We start from the raw sequence: 16,580 nt of genomic DNA on the forward strand, positions 1-16,580 counted from the left end.
AGGGGCCCGTCAAGGGGGTTTCCGATGACGGGAGCCGGGATCCGCTTCCCCGGGCCGCCCGCCCCGCCGGAACCGACCCAGTTGACCCTGCTCTGACCCTGCCGCAGCCCTCGGCCCCGGCTGGCCGGAGCGGCCTCCAGGGCGGGGCGGGGCGGGCGGCCCGGGGAAGCGGATCCCGGCTCCCGTCATCGGAAACCCCCTTGACGGGCCCCTTAACCTCTCGGGCATGGAGCGGACCGAGAGGACTTCTGAGCGCGCCCGCGCGCAGCCGCCGCACCCCGTACGGATACGGGAGATGACCGAAGCCGATATCGACGCCGTCTCCGCGGTGCGGGTCCACGGCTGGCAGGCGGCCTACCGCGGACTGATGCCACAGGCGTACCTGGACGCGATGAGCGTGGCGGCGGACGCCGAGCGGCGGCGGTCGTGGTTCGGGCGCCGGTCCCCGGAGGTGTCGGACCTGGTGGCCGAGCGGGACGGCGAGGTCGCCGGCTGGGCGTGCGTCGGTCCGGCCCGCGACCCCGATATCGCCCCGGGGGCCGGGGAGTTGCCCGCACCCCGGCCGACCGCGGGCGAACTGCTCGCCCTCTACGTGGCCCCGAACTGATCGGCACCGGCATCGGACGCGCCCTGATGTCCGCCGGCACCGCCCGCGCCCGGGCGCACGGCTTCCACACGCTGTACCTGTGGGTGGTGCGCGGCAACACCCGCGCCCAGCGCTTCTACGAGCGGGCGGGTTTCGTACCGGACGGCGCCGAGGAGGCGTACGAGGTGGGCGACGTCAGCGTCCCGGAGCTGCGCTACCGGCGGTCGCTGGTCCTCGGGGCCGGTTAGGGCAGGCCCTCTCCGACCGCGTGCCGCAGGCGCGCGCCCGTGGGCTGTCGCCTAGGGCCTGTCGTGTGGATCAGGCCGGGCTCGCGCCCGATCCAAACGACAGGCCCTAGTGCACGCAGAACTCATTGCCCTCCGGGTCCGTCATGACCACCCACTCGCCGCCCGGTTCCTCGACATGGCGCTCCACCCGGGCGCCGAGGGCGCGGAGGCGTTCGACCTCGGTGTCCCGCTCGCCCGGGGGGCCGTGCAGGTCCAGGTGCAGGCGGTTCTTGGCCGTCTTCTTCTCCGGCCGCGGGACGCGGTTGAAGAGCAGCCGACGCCCCAGTCCCGCGCCGCTCTCCGTGTCGTACGGGTCGTCGGGGTGGCGTACGGCCGCCGCATCCCGCCAGGCGCGCCGGCCGTGGTGGTCGAGGAGGATCTCGGGCGGGATGGTGCCGAGGCCGAGGAGCTTGCCGATGAGGGCGCTGTGGTCCTCGACCTCGTAGTGGAGCACTGCCGCCCAGAAGTCGGCCTGGGCGTGCGGGTCGTGGGCGTCGACGACGAGTTTCCAGTGCAGCGGCGTTGAGGTCATGGTCACCACTTATAGGCCCCGGCACTGACATCCGGCGGCCGGAGCGGCGCGGCGTCCTGGTGTCGCGGGACGGGCTCGCCGACTCCCCCGGCCTCGCACGGCGGCTGGGCCGGCGGCCGGCTAGTGGGGACGTCCCTCACCGCCGCCCGGCCCCGCACCCCGCTGCGCACCGGGGGCCCGGCCCGCTCCGCGGGCTGCGCGCCCGTACGGCCCGTGGTCCCGCCCGTCACCTGGCCCGCCCGCCGTCTTGGCCGCGTCCCCCTCCGGCCCGTCGTCCTGCGCCACCACGTCCTCGTGCACCCCCAGCCGCGCGAGGGACGCCGCGGCGGCGGCCGCCAGCCGGGGATGGGCGACGGCGGCGGTGAGGGCGGGGACGGCGCGCCGGTCGCCGAGCGCCCCCAGGCCCTCGACACAGGCGAGCGCCACCCGCCAGTAGGGGTTGTGCGGGGTCAGCAGCCGCTCCAGGGTCGCGATCAGCGCCGGGACGGACTGCGGCGCCCGGAGTTCGGCGAGCAGCCGGACCGGGTGCAGCGCGTAGGCGGTGCGCAGCGGGTTGGTGGCCAGCGCGGCCGCGGCGCGGGCGGTACGGGGGTCGCCGAGGCGGGCCAGGGCATGTGCGGCGGTGGCGCAGCGCACCGGGTCGCGGTAGTTCAGTAACAGCACGAGCGTCTCGAAGGCCCGCTTGTCGCCGGCGCAGCCCAGGATGAAGGCGGCGATCTCCCTGGCCCACAGCGGACGTTCCACGGCGACCAGCATCCGGGCCAGTTCCTCGCGCCCGGCCGGGCTGTTCTTGCGGGCCAGTCCCAGCAACCGTTCGTAGGCGATCAGATCCTGTGGGGAGCGGAGTTCGGCCCGCACCCGGTCCGTCAACTCGTGGAATTCGTCTTCCATTTGCCGCTCCCCTCCCGTCGGTCCGCCCCGGTTCTCGCGGCGTGACCTGCACCACAGACTAATGACCCGCGCCACCTCTGGCGCTCTGGTTACTCACCGGTTAACCTGCTGGAACGAGCAGCACCCCTGCTCGGGCGGCCTGGTGACGCAGCCGCCACAGAGTGAAGTCGGTTCGGCACAGCACGACAACAGCACGGAGCGCACGGCACGGCCCCGGGACAGGGCCCGCCGCAGCTCCCCCACCGCCGGCGCTGCCCGCAGCGCCGCGGCTCCTCGCGGCACACCGCCGCCTGCTGCCCGCGGCGTACGGCCAGGCACCGCGCCCGCGCGGATACCCCTCAGTCGTCACTTCTCCCCTGCGCTCAGGGGAACACCCTCAGGAGTCTCGCGATGGGCCCTCAGTCCACCCCTGATCTCTCAACTCCCGCCTCCCCCCTGTCCCTTTCCACCATCGCCGTCGTCGGCCTGGGCACCATGGGCACCGGTATCGCCGAGGTTCTGACCCGCGCGGGCCGCGAGGTCATCGGCATCGACACCGACGAGGCCGCCGCCCAGCAGGCCGTCGCCGCCCTCGAAGGCGCCACCGCGCGTGCGGTCGCCCGCGAGCGGATCACGGAGCGGGAGCGGCAGGACATCCTCGCCAGGTTCCGCACCTTCACCGATCTGCAGGCAGCCGCGGACGCCGATCTCGTCATCGAGGTCGTGCCCGAGGACTACGAGCTCAAGCGGCAGGTCTTCGCCGGGCTGGACGCCGTGGTGCGGGCCGACACCATCCTCGCCACCGGGACCAACGCGCTCTCGGTGACCCGGCTGGCCGCCGACTCGCAGCGCCCCGAGCGGGTGCTCGGGGTGCACTTCTTCAACCCCGCACCGGCCATGAAGCTGGTCGAGGTGGTCTCCTCGGTCCTCACCGCGCCGACCGCGGTCGCGGCCGTCACCGAGCTCGCCCGTGACCTGGGCAAGGACCCGATCGCGGTGGGTGACCGCCCCGGCTTCGTCGCCGACGGCCTGCTGTTCGGCTACCTGAACCAGGCCGCCGCGATGTACGAGGCCAAGTACGCCACCCGTGAGGACATCGACGCCGCGATGCGGCTCGGCTGCGGCCTGCCCATGGGCCCGCTGGCCCTGCTCGACCTGATCGGCGTGGACACCGCCAGGACGGTCCTGGAGGCGATGTACGCCGAGTCCCAGGACCGGCTGCACGCCCCCGCACCGATCCTCGGCCAGCTGGCCGAGGCGGGGCTGACCGGCCGCAAGGCGGGCCGCGGCTTCTACACGTACGACGCCCCGGGCAGCGGCACCGCCGTGCCGGACGCGGAGAGCCCGGCGGCCGCCGATGAGCTCGCCGCCGGGCGTACGGTCAGCAGCGTCGGCGTGGCCGGTTCCGGCACGATGGCCAGCGGTATCGCCGAGGTCTTCGCCAAGGCGGGCTTCAAGGTCGTGCTGGCCGCCCGCAGCCTGGAAAAGGCGGAGAAGGCGAAGGCCAGGATCGCCAAGTCGCTGGGCCGCTCCGTGGACAAGGGCCGGATGAGCGCCGAGGCGCGGGACACCGCCCTGGCCTCGATCACCCCGGCCGGGGCGCTCGACGCGTTCGCGGACGTCGATCTGGCGGTCGAGGCGGTGGCCGAGGACCTGGCGGTCAAGCAGGAGCTGTTCCGCACGCTGGACAAGGTCTGCAAGCCGGGCGCCATCCTGGCGACCACCACCTCCTCGCTGCCGGTCGTGGCCTGCGCCCGCGCCACCTCGCGCCCGCAGGACGTCATCGGGATGCACTTCTTCAACCCGGCTCCCGCCATGAAGCTGGTCGAGGTGGTCCGTACGGTCCTGACGGCCGACGACGTCCACGCCACCGTGCGGGCGGTCTGCGCCAAGGTCCGCAAGCACCCCGTGGACTGCGGCGACCGGGCCGGATTCATCGTGAACGCGCTGCTGTTCCCGTACCTGAACAACGCGATCAAGATGGTCGAGGAGCACTACGCGTCGCTGGACGACATCGACGCCGCCATGAAGCTCGGCGGCGGCTACCCGATGGGCCCGTTCGAACTCCTCGACGTGGTCGGCCTGGACGTGTCCCTGGCCATCGAGAAGGTGCTGCACGCCGAGTTCCGCGACCCCGGGCTGGCCCCGGCGCCGCTGCTGGAGCACCTCGTCGCGGCCGGCTGCCTCGGCCGCAAGACCGGCCGCGGCTTCCGTGAGTACGCCCGGCGCTGACGCCTGGCGGCACCCCGGCCAGGCCGGGGGAGGGTGGGGTGGACTGCTGGAACCGGACGGCGGTCCACCCCCGCTCACCGGGGCGAAGGCACCACCTCATGCCGCAGGCCGCGTAAATATGCAGTACCGTCCCCACATGTCCCAGCCCGCTCGCCCGCAGCCTTCCGACACGTCCGACACCGTCACTCCCGGCACCCGCCGGGCGGCGGCGCAACGGCTCAAGATGCGCCGTGAATTGTCGGCGGCGGCGATGGAGCTGTTTGCGACCAAGGGCTACGAGGCGACGACGGTCGACGAGATCGCGGCCGCCGCGGGCGTCGCCCGGCGCACCTTCTTCCGCCACTTCCGCTCCAAGGAAGAGGCGATCTTCCCCGACCACGACGACACCCTCGTCCGCGCGGAGGCCGTCCTGGACGCCGCTCCGCCGCACGAGCACCCCCTCGACACGGTCTGCCGCGGCATCAAGGAGGTCATGCGGATGTACGCGGCCTCCCCGGCCGTGTCGGTGGCCCGCTACCGCCTGACCCGCGAGGTCCCCACCCTGCGGGAGGCGGAGATCGCCTCGGTGGCCCGCTACGAGCGGCTGTTCACCCGCTATCTGCTGGGCCACTTCGACGAGGGCGCGCACCGCGAGGGCGACGACGACCCGCTGCTCGCCGAGGTCGCCGCGTCCGCCGTGGTCACCGCGCACAACCACGTGCTGCGGCGCTGGCTGCGGGCCGACGCCCAGGGCGATGTCGAGGCCCAGCTCGACCATGCCTTCGAGATCGTCCGGGAGACCTTCGGCGCCGGTATCGGCGCGGGCCGTACCAGCGGTGAGCAGCCGCCGGCGTCCGTCTCGCGGGAGGGCGAGGTGCTGGTGGCGGTGGCGCGTACGGACGCCCCGCTGGACGAGATCATGCGCACCATCCGCGAGGCGATCAAAGAGCGGAAGTAGCGGAAGTAACGGCCCTCCGGCCGGGTCGGCCGGGTATCGCGGCCCGGCGCCCTTGGTCCGGCCGGGCCGCGACACGGATGGCCTAACCCTCACCCCACGCACACTGCGTGTTTCCCGCACTCCTTTGCGTCACCATCAGGCCCCTCATCGGCCTTCTTTTGCTCATGCGTGCCCTCCGGATGACATCTGAGAGAAATTCTTGGCACTCAGTGTCTTGTCGACTGGCACGCGGTGTCATACGTTGAGGGTGTCCGGGCGGCCGGCGCGCAGAGAACCAACGCGCGCCGGCTGTCCCACCAGCCCTACGTGGCTGCCCGCCCGGACGCCTGCGTCACAGGCACCCCCAGCAGCTGCTGGGCACCGCGCTCACCACAGCGCTGCCAGGCCCCGCGGCCGACGGCTCTGCAACCAAAGCAGAGGCGGCGGACACGGCGCCGCCCCCGGCCGAACCGACGGCACCACCTCAGCACCACCCCCGACGTTCCCCCACACCGTTCCCTCAACGGTTCCCCGCGCTCTCCACTTCGGACGGGCAGGGGAGGCCCCAACCGCCGGAGGCACCCCGTGAACGAAATCCTGGACGCAATCCTCGCGCCCGACACCACCAGCGCCGACTTCGCCGGCCTGACCATCCCCGAGTCCTACCGCGCGGTGACCGTGCACAAGGACGAGGCCGAGATGTTCGCCGGCCTGGCCACCAAGGAGAAGGACCCGCGCAAGTCGCTGCACGTCGAGGACGTGCCGGTTCCCGAACTGGGGCCCGGTGAGGCGCTGGTGGCCGTGATGGCCTCCTCCGTGAACTACAACTCCGTGTGGACCTCGATCTTCGAGCCGATGTCGACGTTCGGATTCCTGGAGCGCTACGGCAAGCTCTCCCCGCTCACCAAGCGGCACGACCTGCCGTACCACGTCATCGGCTCCGACCTGGCCGGCGTCGTCCTGCGCACCGGCCCCGGCGTCAACGCCTGGGGCCCCGGCGACGAGGTCGTCGCGCACTGCCTGTCCGTCGAGCTGGAGTCCTCCGACGGCCACAACGACACCATGCTCGACCCCGAGCAGCGCATCTGGGGCTTCGAGACCAACTTCGGCGGCCTGGCCGAGATCGCACTGGTCAAGTCCAACCAGCTGATGCCCAAGCCGAAGCACCTGAGCTGGGAGGAGGCGGCGGCGCCCGGTCTGGTCAACTCGACCGCCTACCGCCAGCTGGTCTCGCAGAACGGCGCGGCGATGAAGCAGGGCGACAACGTCCTGATCTGGGGCGCCAGCGGCGGACTCGGCTCGTACGCCACCCAGTTCGCGCTGGCCGGCGGCGCCAACCCGATCTGCGTGGTCTCCAGCGACCAGAAGGCGGAGATCTGCCGGAAGATGGGCGCCGAGGCGATCATCGACCGCAACGCCGAGGGCTACAAGTTCTGGAAGGACGAGCAGACCCAGGACCCCAAGGAGTGGAAGCGCTTCGGCAAGCGCATCCGCGAACTCACCGGCGGTGAGGACATCGACATCGTCTTCGAGCACCCCGGCCGCGAAACCTTCGGCGCGAGCATCTACGTCACCCGCAAGGGCGGCACCATCACCACCTGCGCCTCGACCTCGGGCTACATGCACGAGTACGACAACCGCTACCTGTGGATGTCGCTGAAGCGGATCGTCGGCTCGCACTTCGCCAACTACCGCGAGGCGTGGGAGGCCAACCGCCTGATCGCCAAGGGCAAGATCCACCCGACCCTGTCGAAGACGTACACCCTCGAAGAGACCGGGCAGGCGGCGTACGACGTGCACCGCAACCTCCACCAGGGCAAGGTCGGCGTGCTGGCACTGGCCCCCGAGGAGGGCATGGGCGTGCGGGACGAGGAAATGCGCGCCAAGCACCTCGACGCCATCAACCGGTTCCGGAACGTCTGAGACGGCTCGGACAGTCGGAACCACGAGGATACGGGCCTGATATGACTGAGCGTCAGAAGGATCGTCCGTGGCTGATGCGGACCTACGCCGGCCACTCCACCGCCGAGGCGTCCAACGAGCTGTACCGGCGCAACCTCGCCAAGGGCCAGACCGGTCTGTCGGTCGCGTTCGACCTCCCGACGCAGACCGGATACGACCCCGACCACATCCTCGCCCGCGGCGAGGTCGGCCGGGTCGGGGTCCCGGTGTCCCACCTCGGTGACATGCGACGGCTGTTCCAGGACATCCCCCTGGACCAGATGAACACCTCGATGACCATCAACGCGACGGCCATGTGGCTGCTGGCGCTGTACGAGGTGGTCGCCGAGGAGCAGGGCGCCGACATCTCCAAGCTGTCGGGGACGACGCAGAACGACATCGTCAAGGAGTACCTCTCGCGCGGGACGCACGTCTTCCCGCCGGGGCCTTCGCTGCGGCTGACCACCGACATGATCACGTACACGGTGGCCCACATCCCCAAGTGGAACCCGATCAACATCTGCAGCTACCACCTGCAGGAGGCCGGGGCCACGCCGGTGCAGGAGATCGCGTACGCCATGTCCACCGCCATCGCGGTGCTGGACGCGGTGCGCGACTCCGGGCAGGTGCCGCCGGAGAAGTTCGGCGATGTCGTGGCCCGTATCTCGTTCTTCGTGAACGCCGGTGTGCGGTTCGTCGAGGAGATGTGCAAGATGCGCGCCTTCGGCCGCATCTGGGACAAGATCACCCGTGAGCGGTACGGCATCACGAACGAGAAGCAGCGCCGGTTCCGCTACGGCGTCCAGGTCAACTCGCTCGGTCTGACCGAGGCGCAGCCGGAGAACAACGTCCAGCGGATCGTCCTGGAGATGCTGGCCGTCACGCTCTCCAAGGACGCCCGCGCCCGGGCCGTGCAGCTCCCCGCCTGGAACGAGGCGCTGGGGCTGCCGCGGCCCTGGGACCAGCAGTGGTCGCTGCGTATCCAGCAGGTCCTGGCGCACGAGAGCGATCTGCTGGAGTACGAGGACATCTTCGCCGGCTCGCACGTCATCGAGGCCAAGGTGGACGCCCTGGTCACCGACTGCCTCGCCGAGATCGAGCGGATCCAGGAAATGGGCGGCGCGATGGCCGCCGTGGAGTCCGGCTACCTCAAGTCGCAGCTGGTCTCCGCGCACGCCGAGCGGCGGGCCCGGATCGAGGCCGGCGAGGAGAAGATCGTCGGCGTCAACTGCTTCGAGGGCACCGAGCCCAACCCGCTCACCGCCGATCTCGACACCGCCATCATGACCGTCGACCCGGCCAACGAGGCACGCGTCGTCCAGGCGCTGCACGACTGGCGGGACAACCGCGACGAGGCGCGCGCCCAGGAGTCGCTGTCGGTCCTGAAGAAGACCGCGGCCGGTGACGGCAACCTCTTCGCCGCCACCCTGGAGTGCGCCCGCGCCGGGGTGACGACCGGCGAGTGGGCCTGGGCGCTGCGGGACGTCTTCGGCGAGTTCCGGGCCCCCACGGGCGTCTCCAGCGCCCCGCTGGCGGTCGCCGCCGAGGAGGGCAGCCCGCTCGCCGCGGTCCGCGAGAAGGTCGCCAGGACCGCCGCCGAACTCGGCAGCGGCAAGCTGCGGCTGCTGGTCGGCAAGCCCGGCCTGGACGGGCACAGCAACGGCGCCGAGCAGATCGCCGTACGGGCCCGGGACGCCGGCTTCGAGGTGATCTACCAGGGCATCCGGCTCACCCCCGAGCAGATCGTCTCGGCCGCGGTGGCCGAGGACGTGCACTGCGTCGGCCTGTCGATCCTGTCCGGCTCGCACGCCGAGCTGGTGCCGGACGTGCTGGCCCGGCTGCAGCGCACCGGCGTGGACGACATACCGGTCATCGTCGGCGGCATCATTCCCTCCGCCGACGCAACCGCACTGCGGGAGGCCGGAGTGGCGGCGGTCTTCACCCCCAAGGACTTCGGTATTACGGAGATCATCGGCCGTATCGTCGACGAGATCCGGAAAGCGAACCGGCTCGATCCTCTGGAGGTCCCCGCATGACCCAGGCGAACCGCCCGCCCGGCGGCCGCCCGCGCCGCTCCTGTCTCGCGGTTCCGGGCAGCAATCCGCGCTTTCTGGAGAAGGCCCAGGGGCTCCCGGCCGACCAGGTCTTCCTGGACCTGGAGGACGCCTGTGCGCCGCTCGCCAAGGAAGGCGCCCGGCACCTCATCGTCGAGGCACTGAACAAGGGCGACTGGGCCGGCAAGACGCGGGTCGTGCGGGTCAACGACTGGACCACGCACTGGACGTACCGGGACGTCATCACGGTCGTCGAGGGCGCGGGGGCGAATCTCGACTGCATCATGCTGCCGAAGGTCCAGGACGCCCAGCAGATCGTGGCGCTGGACCTGCTGCTGACGCAGATCGAGAAGACCATGGGCTTCGAGGTCGGCAGGATCGGCATCGAGGCCCAGATCGAGAACGCCAAGGGCCTGGTGAACGTCGACGACATCGCCGGCGCCTCGCCCCGGCTGGAGACCATCGTCTTCGGCCCGGCCGACTTCATGGCGTCGATCAACATGAAGTCGCTGGTGGTCGGTGAGCAGCCGCCCGGCTATGGGGCGGATGCCTATCACTACATTCTGATGCGCATCCTGATGGCGGCCCGTACCTACGATCTACAGGCGATCGATGGGCCCTACCTTCAGATCAAGAACGTTGACGGTTATCGCGAGGTCGCCGGCCGGGCCGCCGCCCTCGGATTCGACGGCAAGTGGGTGCTGCACCCCGGTCAGGTCGAGGCCGCCAACGAGGTGTTCTCCCCGTCGCAGGAGGACTACGACCACGCCGAGCTGATCCTGGACGCCTACGAGTGGCACACCTCGGAGGCGGGCGGAGCCAAGGGTTCCGCGATGCTCGGCGACGAGATGATCGACGAGGCGAGCCGGAAGATGGCGCTGGTCGTCGCCGGCAAGGGCCGGGCCGCCGGCATGATCCGCACATCCACGTTCGAGGCCCCGGAGGCATAAGCACCATGCAGTTCGGCCGTACCTATGAAGAGTTCACCGTCGGCGATGTGTACAAGCACTGGCCCGGAAAAACCGTCACCGAATACGACGACCACCTCTTCTGTCTGCTCACCATGAATCACCACCCGTTGCACATGGACAGCAACTATGCGGAGCAGACCACCGACTTCGGAAAGAACGTCGTCGTCGGCAATTACATCTACTCCCTGCTGCTGGGCATGTCGGTGCCCGATGTCTCCGGAAAGGCCATCGCCAATCTGGAGATCGAGTCGCTGAAGCATGTGGCGCCCACCTTCCACGGCGACACGGTCTACGGCGAGACGACGGTGCTCGACAAGACGCCGTCGAAGTCCAAGTCCGACCGCGGCATCGTGTACGTCGAGACCAAGGGCTACAAGCAGGACGGCACCCTGATCTGCGTCTTCCGGCGCAAGGTCATGGTCCCCACCGCCACCTACATCAAGGAGCGCGGCGGCGAACAGCCCGGCCGCCCGGAGCTCAAGGCCCCGACGGCCAAGAAGGAGAAGTAGCCATGACCCGTCTCGCGCAGACCGAGGGTCTGACCGACATCCAGCGGGAAATCCTCTCCACCGTCCGCGACTTCGTGGACAAGGAGATCCTTCCGGTCGCCACGGAGCTGGAGCACCGTGACGAGTACCCGACGCAGATCGTCGAGGGCCTGAAGGAACTCGGCGTGTTCGGCCTGATGATTCCCGAGGAATACGGCGGGCTGGGTGAGTCCCTGCTCAGCTACGCGCTGACCGTCGAGGAGATCGCCCGCGGCTGGATGAGCGTCTCGGGCATCATCAACACCCACTTCATCGTGGCGTACATGCTCAAGCAGCACGGTACGCAGGAGCAGAAGGACTACTTCCTGCCGAAGATGGCGGCCGGCGAAATCCGGGGCGCCTTCTCGATGTCGGAGCCGGCGCTCGGCTCGGACGTCTCGGCCATCTCCTCCAAGGGCGTCCGGGACGGCGACGAGTACGTCCTCAACGGCCAGAAGATGTGGCTCACCAACGGCGGTACCTCGACGCTGGTCGCGGTGCTGTGCCGGACGGACGAGGGTCACCCGGAGGGCACCGCCCCGCACAAGTCGATGACGACCTTCCTCGTGGAGAAGGAGGCCGGCTTCGGTGAGGTGCGGCCGGGCCTCACCATTCCGGGCAAGATCGACAAGATGGGCTACAAGGGCGTCGACACCACCGAACTGATCATGGACGGGCTGCGGATCCCGGCCGATCGGGTGCTCGGCGGCGAGACCGGACGTGGCTTCTATCACATGATGGACGGCGTCGAGGTCGGCCGGGTCAATGTGGCCGCGCGCGGCTGCGGCGTCGCCCAGCGCGCGTTCGAACTGGGCGTTTCGTACGCACAGCAGCGACACACCTTCGGCAAGCCGATCGCCCAGCACCAGGCCATTCAGTTCAAACTGGCAGAAATGGCGACAAAGGTCGAAGCGGCCCATGCAATGATGGTGAACGCCGCTCGCAAAAAGGACTCGGGACAGCGAAACGACCTTGAGGCGGGCATGGCGAAGTACCTGGCCTCCGAGTACTGCAAGGAGGTGGTGGAAGACGCTTTCCGTATCCACGGCGGCTACGGCTTCTCGAAGGAGTACGAGATCGAGCGCCTCTACCGCGAGGCCCCGATGCTCCTGATCGGTGAAGGTACCGCCGAGATCCAGAAAATGATCATTGGGCGACGGCTACTCGAGGAGTACCGGATCCAGGGGTGAACGCCCCGTTTGGAGTGCTTTGGCCTAGACGAAGATCACACCCCGTCATGGTTCTTCGGCCACGGATTGGCTCTGGCTCTTGGCCAGTTGCCGCTCGCAACCGATAGCATCCACGGAAAGCCGCCGTCCCCCGTATCCCTACGCGGCATCCTCCGCTACGAAGGTCATCCATGCCCCACAGCCAATCCTCTGCACAACGCGGTCGCGTCCGCCTCGCGCGCGGAGCGTCGCCGTGGCTCCTGCCGACCGTTGCCACGGCAGCGGTCAGCCTCGCCCGGTCCCGCCGGTCGGGTCGCTGGGCCGCCGTTGCCGTGCCCACCACCGCACTGGCGGCGGGCATGCTGTGGTTTTTCCGCGACCCCGAGCGGGAGATCGCTCAGGGCCGTGTCATCTCCCCGGCCGACGGCGTGGTGCAGAGCATCATGCCGTGGAAGGACGGGCGCACCCGTGTCGCGATCTTCATGAGCCCGCTGAACGTCCACGTCAACCGCGCGCCGCTGGCCGGCACGGTGACGTCCGTGGAGCACATCCCCGGTGGGTTCGTCCCGGCGTTCAACAAGGAGAGCGAGAACAACGAGCGGGTCGTGTGGCACTTCGACACCGAGCTCGGCGACATCGAGATGGTGCAGATCGCCGGCGCGGTGGCCCGCCGTATCGTTCCCTACGTGCCCGAGGGCACCAAGGTCGAGCAGGGTGAACGGATCGGCCTGATCCGCTTCGGCTCGCGCGTGGACGTCTACCTCCCGGAAGGCGTCGAGGCTGCGGTCGAGGTCGGCCAGGCCACCACCGCGGGGGTGACTCGCCTTGACCGTGATTGATCCCGAGACCCAGGCGGGCTGGGCGCCCGAGACCGACGAGGACGACGACATGCCGCTGTCCACGCGGCTGTCAATAGCGGACACCCTCACCCTCGGCAACGCGATCTGCGGCTTCATGGCCGTGTACTTCACCACCACCGGGGTTCTCATCCCGCATCTGACGGGCACCGAGGACGGCGGGATGGCCCGGCACAGCGCGGCGATGGCCGTGATCCTGATGCTGTTCGCCTCGGTCTTCGACCTCTTCGACGGACTGGTCGCGCGCAAGCTGCGGGCCTCGGCGATGGGGGCCGAGCTCGACAACCTCTCCGACCTGATCAGCTTCGGGCTGGCACCCGCGTACTTCGTCGTGACCTGGGGCATGGTCGCCCAGGACGCGCACCAGCGGGTCTCGGTGGTCGCCGCGGTCGTGGTGCTGCTGGCGGTGGTGCTCCGGCTTGCGCGGTTCTCCTGTGTCACGCTGCGTGACGGCATCTTCCAGGGCATGCCGAGCCCGTTCGGCGCCCTGACCGTCGTCGCCATCGTGCTGCTGGAGCTGCCGTTCCTGCCGACGCTGCTGGCGATCATCGGGGTGGCCTGGCTGATGGTGAGCCGGGTCGAGTACCCCAAGCCGCGGGGCCGGCTCGCGGTGGCGATGCTCAGCTGGATCGTGCTCAGCATGGGCATGCTCGCGGCCTGGGCGCTGGACGCCCCCGGCGGTCAGCTGCTGCTGCAGACGGGCTGCGCCCTGCAGGTGGTCATGGGCGCGATGATCCCGCTGTTCGCGACGGCCAGGAGGGTGAACACCTTCCGCGACAACCGCCGCGAGTCGCGCGCCGAGTCGCGCGCCGCGCAGCTCCCCTGACGGAGCACTCCGCACACCCTCAGAGCCCCGGGCGAATCGTTCGCCCGGGGCTCTCGGCGTGTGCGGCGGTCGGCGTGCGCGACGGGCCCGCGTGTGCGGCGGCCTCAGACCAGGAAGTCGCGCGCCAGGCGCTCGGCCGCCCGCTCCAGCAGCGGCCCCGCCTCGGCCATGCAGCGGGCCGGATCGGGCTCCAGGTCCGTCAGGGCATAGGCGCGCCGGATACCGGCCGCCCGCAGGGCCTCCGGCGTCAGCTGGAGCCGGCCGCAGACCGCCGCCACCTCCAGACCGGCCGCCCGGGCCGCCGCGGCGACCCCGGCCGGCGCCTTGCCGTGCAGCGTCTGTGCGTCGAGCGAACCCTCGCCCGTGATGACGAAGGTGGCCCGGGCCAGTGCCGGGGCGAAGCCCAGGACGTCGAGCATCACCTCGATGCCCGGCCGGAACACCGCGTCCAGAGCGACCAGCGCGCCGTAGCCGATGCCGCCCGCGGCGCCCGCGCCGGGTGCCAGGGCCAGGTCCGCGGCCCGCGGACCGACCGCCTGCGCCAGCACCTCGGCGAAGTGCGCCAGGGCGGCGTCCAGCGTGGCCACGTCCGCCTCGTTCGCGCCCTTCTGCGGGCCGTAGACCGCCGGGGCGCCCTTCGGGCCGGTGAGCGGGTTGTCGACGTCGCTGGCCAGCACGATCCGGGTCGTGGCCAGCCGGGGGTCCAGGCCGGACAGATCGACGGTGGCCAGCTCGCGCAGCGGGCCGCCACCGGGGGCGACCGGCTCGCCGTCCGCGTCCAGGAGGCGCGCGCCCAGCGCCGCGAGCATCCCGGCGCCGCCATCGGTCGTGGCGCTGCCGCCGACGCCGAAGACGATCGACGTCGCGCCCGCGTCGAGCGCCGCGCGCAGCAGCTCGCCGGTGCCGTACGTGCTCGCCGTCAGGGGCGCGAAGACGCCGTCGGGGAGGTGCTGCAGCCCGGAGGCCTCCGCCATCTCCACCACGGCCGTGCCTCCCCCCGCCGGGGAGGCCCCCACGCGCAGTGCGAAGGTGGCCGTCACGGGGGTGCCGGTCGGGCCGGTGACCCGGGCCTCGTGACGGGTGAAGCCGGCCGCGAGCGCGGCCGCGACCGTGCCGTCGCCGCCGTCCGCGACCGGGACCGCGGCCACATCCAGACCGGGGAGCGCGCGCCGCAGGCCGGCCGTGACGTGCTCGGCGACCTCGACGGCCGTGAGCGAGCCCTTGAACTTGTCCGCGGCGATCAACACATGTGCTGAGGGTGTCCTTGCTGCGTCCGCCACCGTGTTTCCCCTTGCTTCCGTACTGGCAGTCGCGCCGCTGTGACCCTATCCGGAGCGCCGCCCGTCGAACAGGGCACACCGGAGGGCGGCGCCGCCGGGCACCCGGGGCGCGCCCTCCAAGAACCGCCGGTCAGGCCGTAGGCTCACGCCGTGACGACCATGGACTACGCCGCCTACATCGCCGGCCTGCCCCGCGTCCTCGCGGGCGCGGGCGTCATCTTCCGCGACGCGGAGGGCCGCCTCCTGCTGGTGGAGCCCAACTACCGCGACACCTGGCTCCTGCCGGGCGGCACCGTCGAATCGGACCAGGACGAATCGCCCCGCCAGGCCGCCCGCCGCGAGACCGCCGAGGAGATCGGTCTGGACATCGAGCCGGGAGCGCTGCTCGCCGTCGACTGGGTACGCGGCACGGACCGGCCGCCGCTGGTGTCGTACCTCTACGACGGTGGGGTGCTGGACGCCGGCCGGTTCGCGGCGATCCGGCTCCAGCAGGAGGAGTTGCTGTCCTGGCGCCTGGTGCACTGGGACGAGGCCCAAACGCTGGTGAGCCGGGAGCTGGCGCTGCGCATCGGCGCCGCGCTGAAGGCCCTGGCGGACGGCCGCGGCCCGGCGGAACTGGAGGACGGGGTGCCGCCGGCCGCGGCGGCCCGAGCGCCGGAAATGAGGTGAGCGCCGGCGCCCGGCGCCCATAGTCTGCGGCCATGGAAGACATCGCCGCCCGACTCGCACACGTACCGGGAGTCGTCGGGGTGATGCTCGGGGGAAGCCGGGCCCGCGGGACGCACCGGGCGGACTCCGACTGGGATCTGGGCGTCTACTACCGCGGCGAGCCCGATCCGGCCGCGCTGGAGGCGCTGGCCGCGGAGCTGACCGGCGGCCCCGTCGAGGTGTACCCGCCCGGTGCCTGGGGCCCGTGGGTCAACGGCGGCGCCTGGCTGGTGCTGCCCGACGGCCGCCCCGTGGACTGGATCCTGCGGGACGTCGACCGGGTGTGGCGGGTGTGGGAGGAGTGCCGCGCGGGCCGCTTCGAGATCGGCGTCCAGGCCGGTCATCCGCTCGGCTTCTGGTCCCCCGCCTATCCGGGCGAGGCCGCGCTGGGCCGGGTGCTCGCCGACACCGACGGGGAACTGGCCCGTCTGCGGCAGGAGACCCGGCAGTACCCGGACGCGCTGCGCACGGCGCTGACCGGCGCCGCGGTCTGGGACGCGGGGTTCTCGGCGGCGATGGCGGCCAAGTCGTCCCCGGCCCGGGACGTGCTGCACGCGGGGCTGTGCCTCTCCCGGGCCGTCGGCCACCTCGTCCAGGCGCTGCACGCCCACCACCGCGTCTGGTGTCTCAACGAGAAGGGCGCCCTCGCGGCGGCCGCGGCGCTGCCGCAGACGCCGCCCGGCTTCGCCGCCCGCGCCACCGCGCTGCTCGCCCGACTCGGCGGCACGGAAGAGGAGTTGGCGCACTCCGTGCGGGAAGCGGAGCGGCTGGTGGACGAGGTGCGGGCGGTGGTGGGGGGCGAGGGCTGTCTCTTATACACATCT

14 protein-coding genes and 1 pseudogene are annotated in these 16,580 nt (G+C 71.1%); 12 read left to right on the plus strand and 3 right to left on the minus strand.

The genetic code is table 11. From position 1 onward, the window contains the following. Window positions 1–295: 295 nt before the first annotated feature. A pseudogene (locus EST54_RS29395) lies at window positions 296–834 on the plus strand (N-acetyltransferase family protein). Window positions 835–940: 106 nt separating this feature from the next. Here the strand turns inward: EST54_RS29395 and EST54_RS29400 are convergent. Both EST54_RS29400 and EST54_RS29405 read right to left on the minus strand, forming a co-directional pair. Beyond that, a complete protein-coding gene (locus EST54_RS29400; RefSeq protein ID WP_129250748.1) occupies window positions 941–1,405 on the minus strand; it encodes a VOC family protein in 465 nt (154 codons plus the stop codon). A gap of 120 nt (window positions 1,406–1,525) precedes the next feature. Further along, complete coding sequence (locus EST54_RS29405; RefSeq protein ID WP_129250749.1) at window positions 1,526–2,296, minus strand: HEAT repeat domain-containing protein; 771 nt, start codon at window positions 2,294–2,296, stop codon at window positions 1,526–1,528. A 390-nt stretch (window positions 2,297–2,686) separates the two neighbouring features. Here EST54_RS29405 and EST54_RS29410 point away from each other — a divergent pair, with 390 nt between their 5' ends. The 9 genes from EST54_RS29410 (at window position 2,687) to pssA (ending at window position 13,768) form a co-directional block, all read left to right on the plus strand. Beyond that, window positions 2,687–4,507: a 3-hydroxyacyl-CoA dehydrogenase family protein gene (locus EST54_RS29410; protein WP_129250750.1), complete on the plus strand. Its 1,821-nt coding sequence runs from the start codon at window positions 2,687–2,689 to the stop codon at window positions 4,505–4,507. Window positions 4,508–4,643: 136 nt separating this feature from the next. Then, on the plus strand, window positions 4,644–5,444 hold the full coding sequence (locus tag EST54_RS29415; RefSeq protein WP_129250751.1) for a TetR family transcriptional regulator: 801 nt from the start codon (window positions 4,644–4,646) through the stop codon (window positions 5,442–5,444). Between the two features lie 564 nt (window positions 5,445–6,008). Then, window positions 6,009–7,346, plus strand: a complete 1,338-nt coding sequence (gene ccrA, locus EST54_RS29420) for a crotonyl-CoA carboxylase/reductase (protein WP_129250752.1) — start codon at window positions 6,009–6,011, stop codon at window positions 7,344–7,346. Between the two features lie 41 nt (window positions 7,347–7,387). Next, window positions 7,388–9,400 (plus strand): protein meaA, encoded by a 2,013-nt coding sequence (locus EST54_RS29425; protein ID WP_129250753.1) that lies wholly within the window; start codon window positions 7,388–7,390, stop codon window positions 9,398–9,400. Then, a complete protein-coding gene (locus EST54_RS29430; RefSeq protein WP_129250754.1) occupies window positions 9,397–10,368 on the plus strand; it encodes an HpcH/HpaI aldolase/citrate lyase family protein in 972 nt (323 codons plus the stop codon). Before EST54_RS29425 ends, EST54_RS29430 begins: the two co-directional genes overlap by 4 nt. A gap of 5 nt (window positions 10,369–10,373) precedes the next feature. Beyond that, window positions 10,374–10,898 (plus strand): MaoC family dehydratase, encoded by a 525-nt coding sequence (locus EST54_RS29435; RefSeq protein WP_129250755.1) that lies wholly within the window; start codon window positions 10,374–10,376, stop codon window positions 10,896–10,898. 2 nt (window positions 10,899–10,900) lie between these two features. After that, complete coding sequence (locus tag EST54_RS29440; protein ID WP_129250756.1) at window positions 10,901–12,106, plus strand: acyl-CoA dehydrogenase family protein; 1,206 nt, start codon at window positions 10,901–10,903, stop codon at window positions 12,104–12,106. A gap of 170 nt (window positions 12,107–12,276) precedes the next feature. Then, entirely contained in the window at window positions 12,277–12,924 is a 648-nt protein-coding gene (locus EST54_RS29445; protein ID WP_129250757.1) for a phosphatidylserine decarboxylase, read from the plus strand. Beyond that, window positions 12,911–13,768, plus strand: a complete 858-nt coding sequence (gene pssA, locus EST54_RS29450; RefSeq protein WP_173909726.1) for a CDP-diacylglycerol--serine O-phosphatidyltransferase — start codon at window positions 12,911–12,913, stop codon at window positions 13,766–13,768. The genes EST54_RS29445 and pssA overlap by 14 nt, the downstream gene beginning before the upstream one ends. Before the next feature lie 104 nt (window positions 13,769–13,872). Here the strand turns inward: pssA and EST54_RS29455 are convergent, their stop codons facing one another. After that, the gene (locus EST54_RS29455) at window positions 13,873–15,015 is read right to left on the minus strand and encodes a glycerate kinase (protein ID WP_129250758.1); all 1,143 of its coding nucleotides are present in this window, start codon (window positions 15,013–15,015) and stop codon (window positions 13,873–13,875) included. Between the two features lie 192 nt (window positions 15,016–15,207). On the opposite strand from EST54_RS29455, the gene EST54_RS29460 reads away from it, so the two are divergent. After that, complete coding sequence (locus EST54_RS29460; RefSeq protein WP_174857544.1) at window positions 15,208–15,717, plus strand: NUDIX domain-containing protein; 510 nt, start codon at window positions 15,208–15,210, stop codon at window positions 15,715–15,717. A 32-nt stretch (window positions 15,718–15,749) separates the two neighbouring features. After that, window positions 15,750–16,580 (plus strand): DUF4037 domain-containing protein (locus tag EST54_RS29465; protein ID WP_174857543.1); only part of this gene is annotated, 831 nt, incomplete at its 3' end.

Origin of the sequence: Streptomyces sioyaensis (assembly GCF_004122735.1) — a bacterium.
Lineage (GTDB): Bacteria > Actinomycetota > Actinomycetes > Streptomycetales > Streptomycetaceae > Streptomyces > Streptomyces sioyaensis.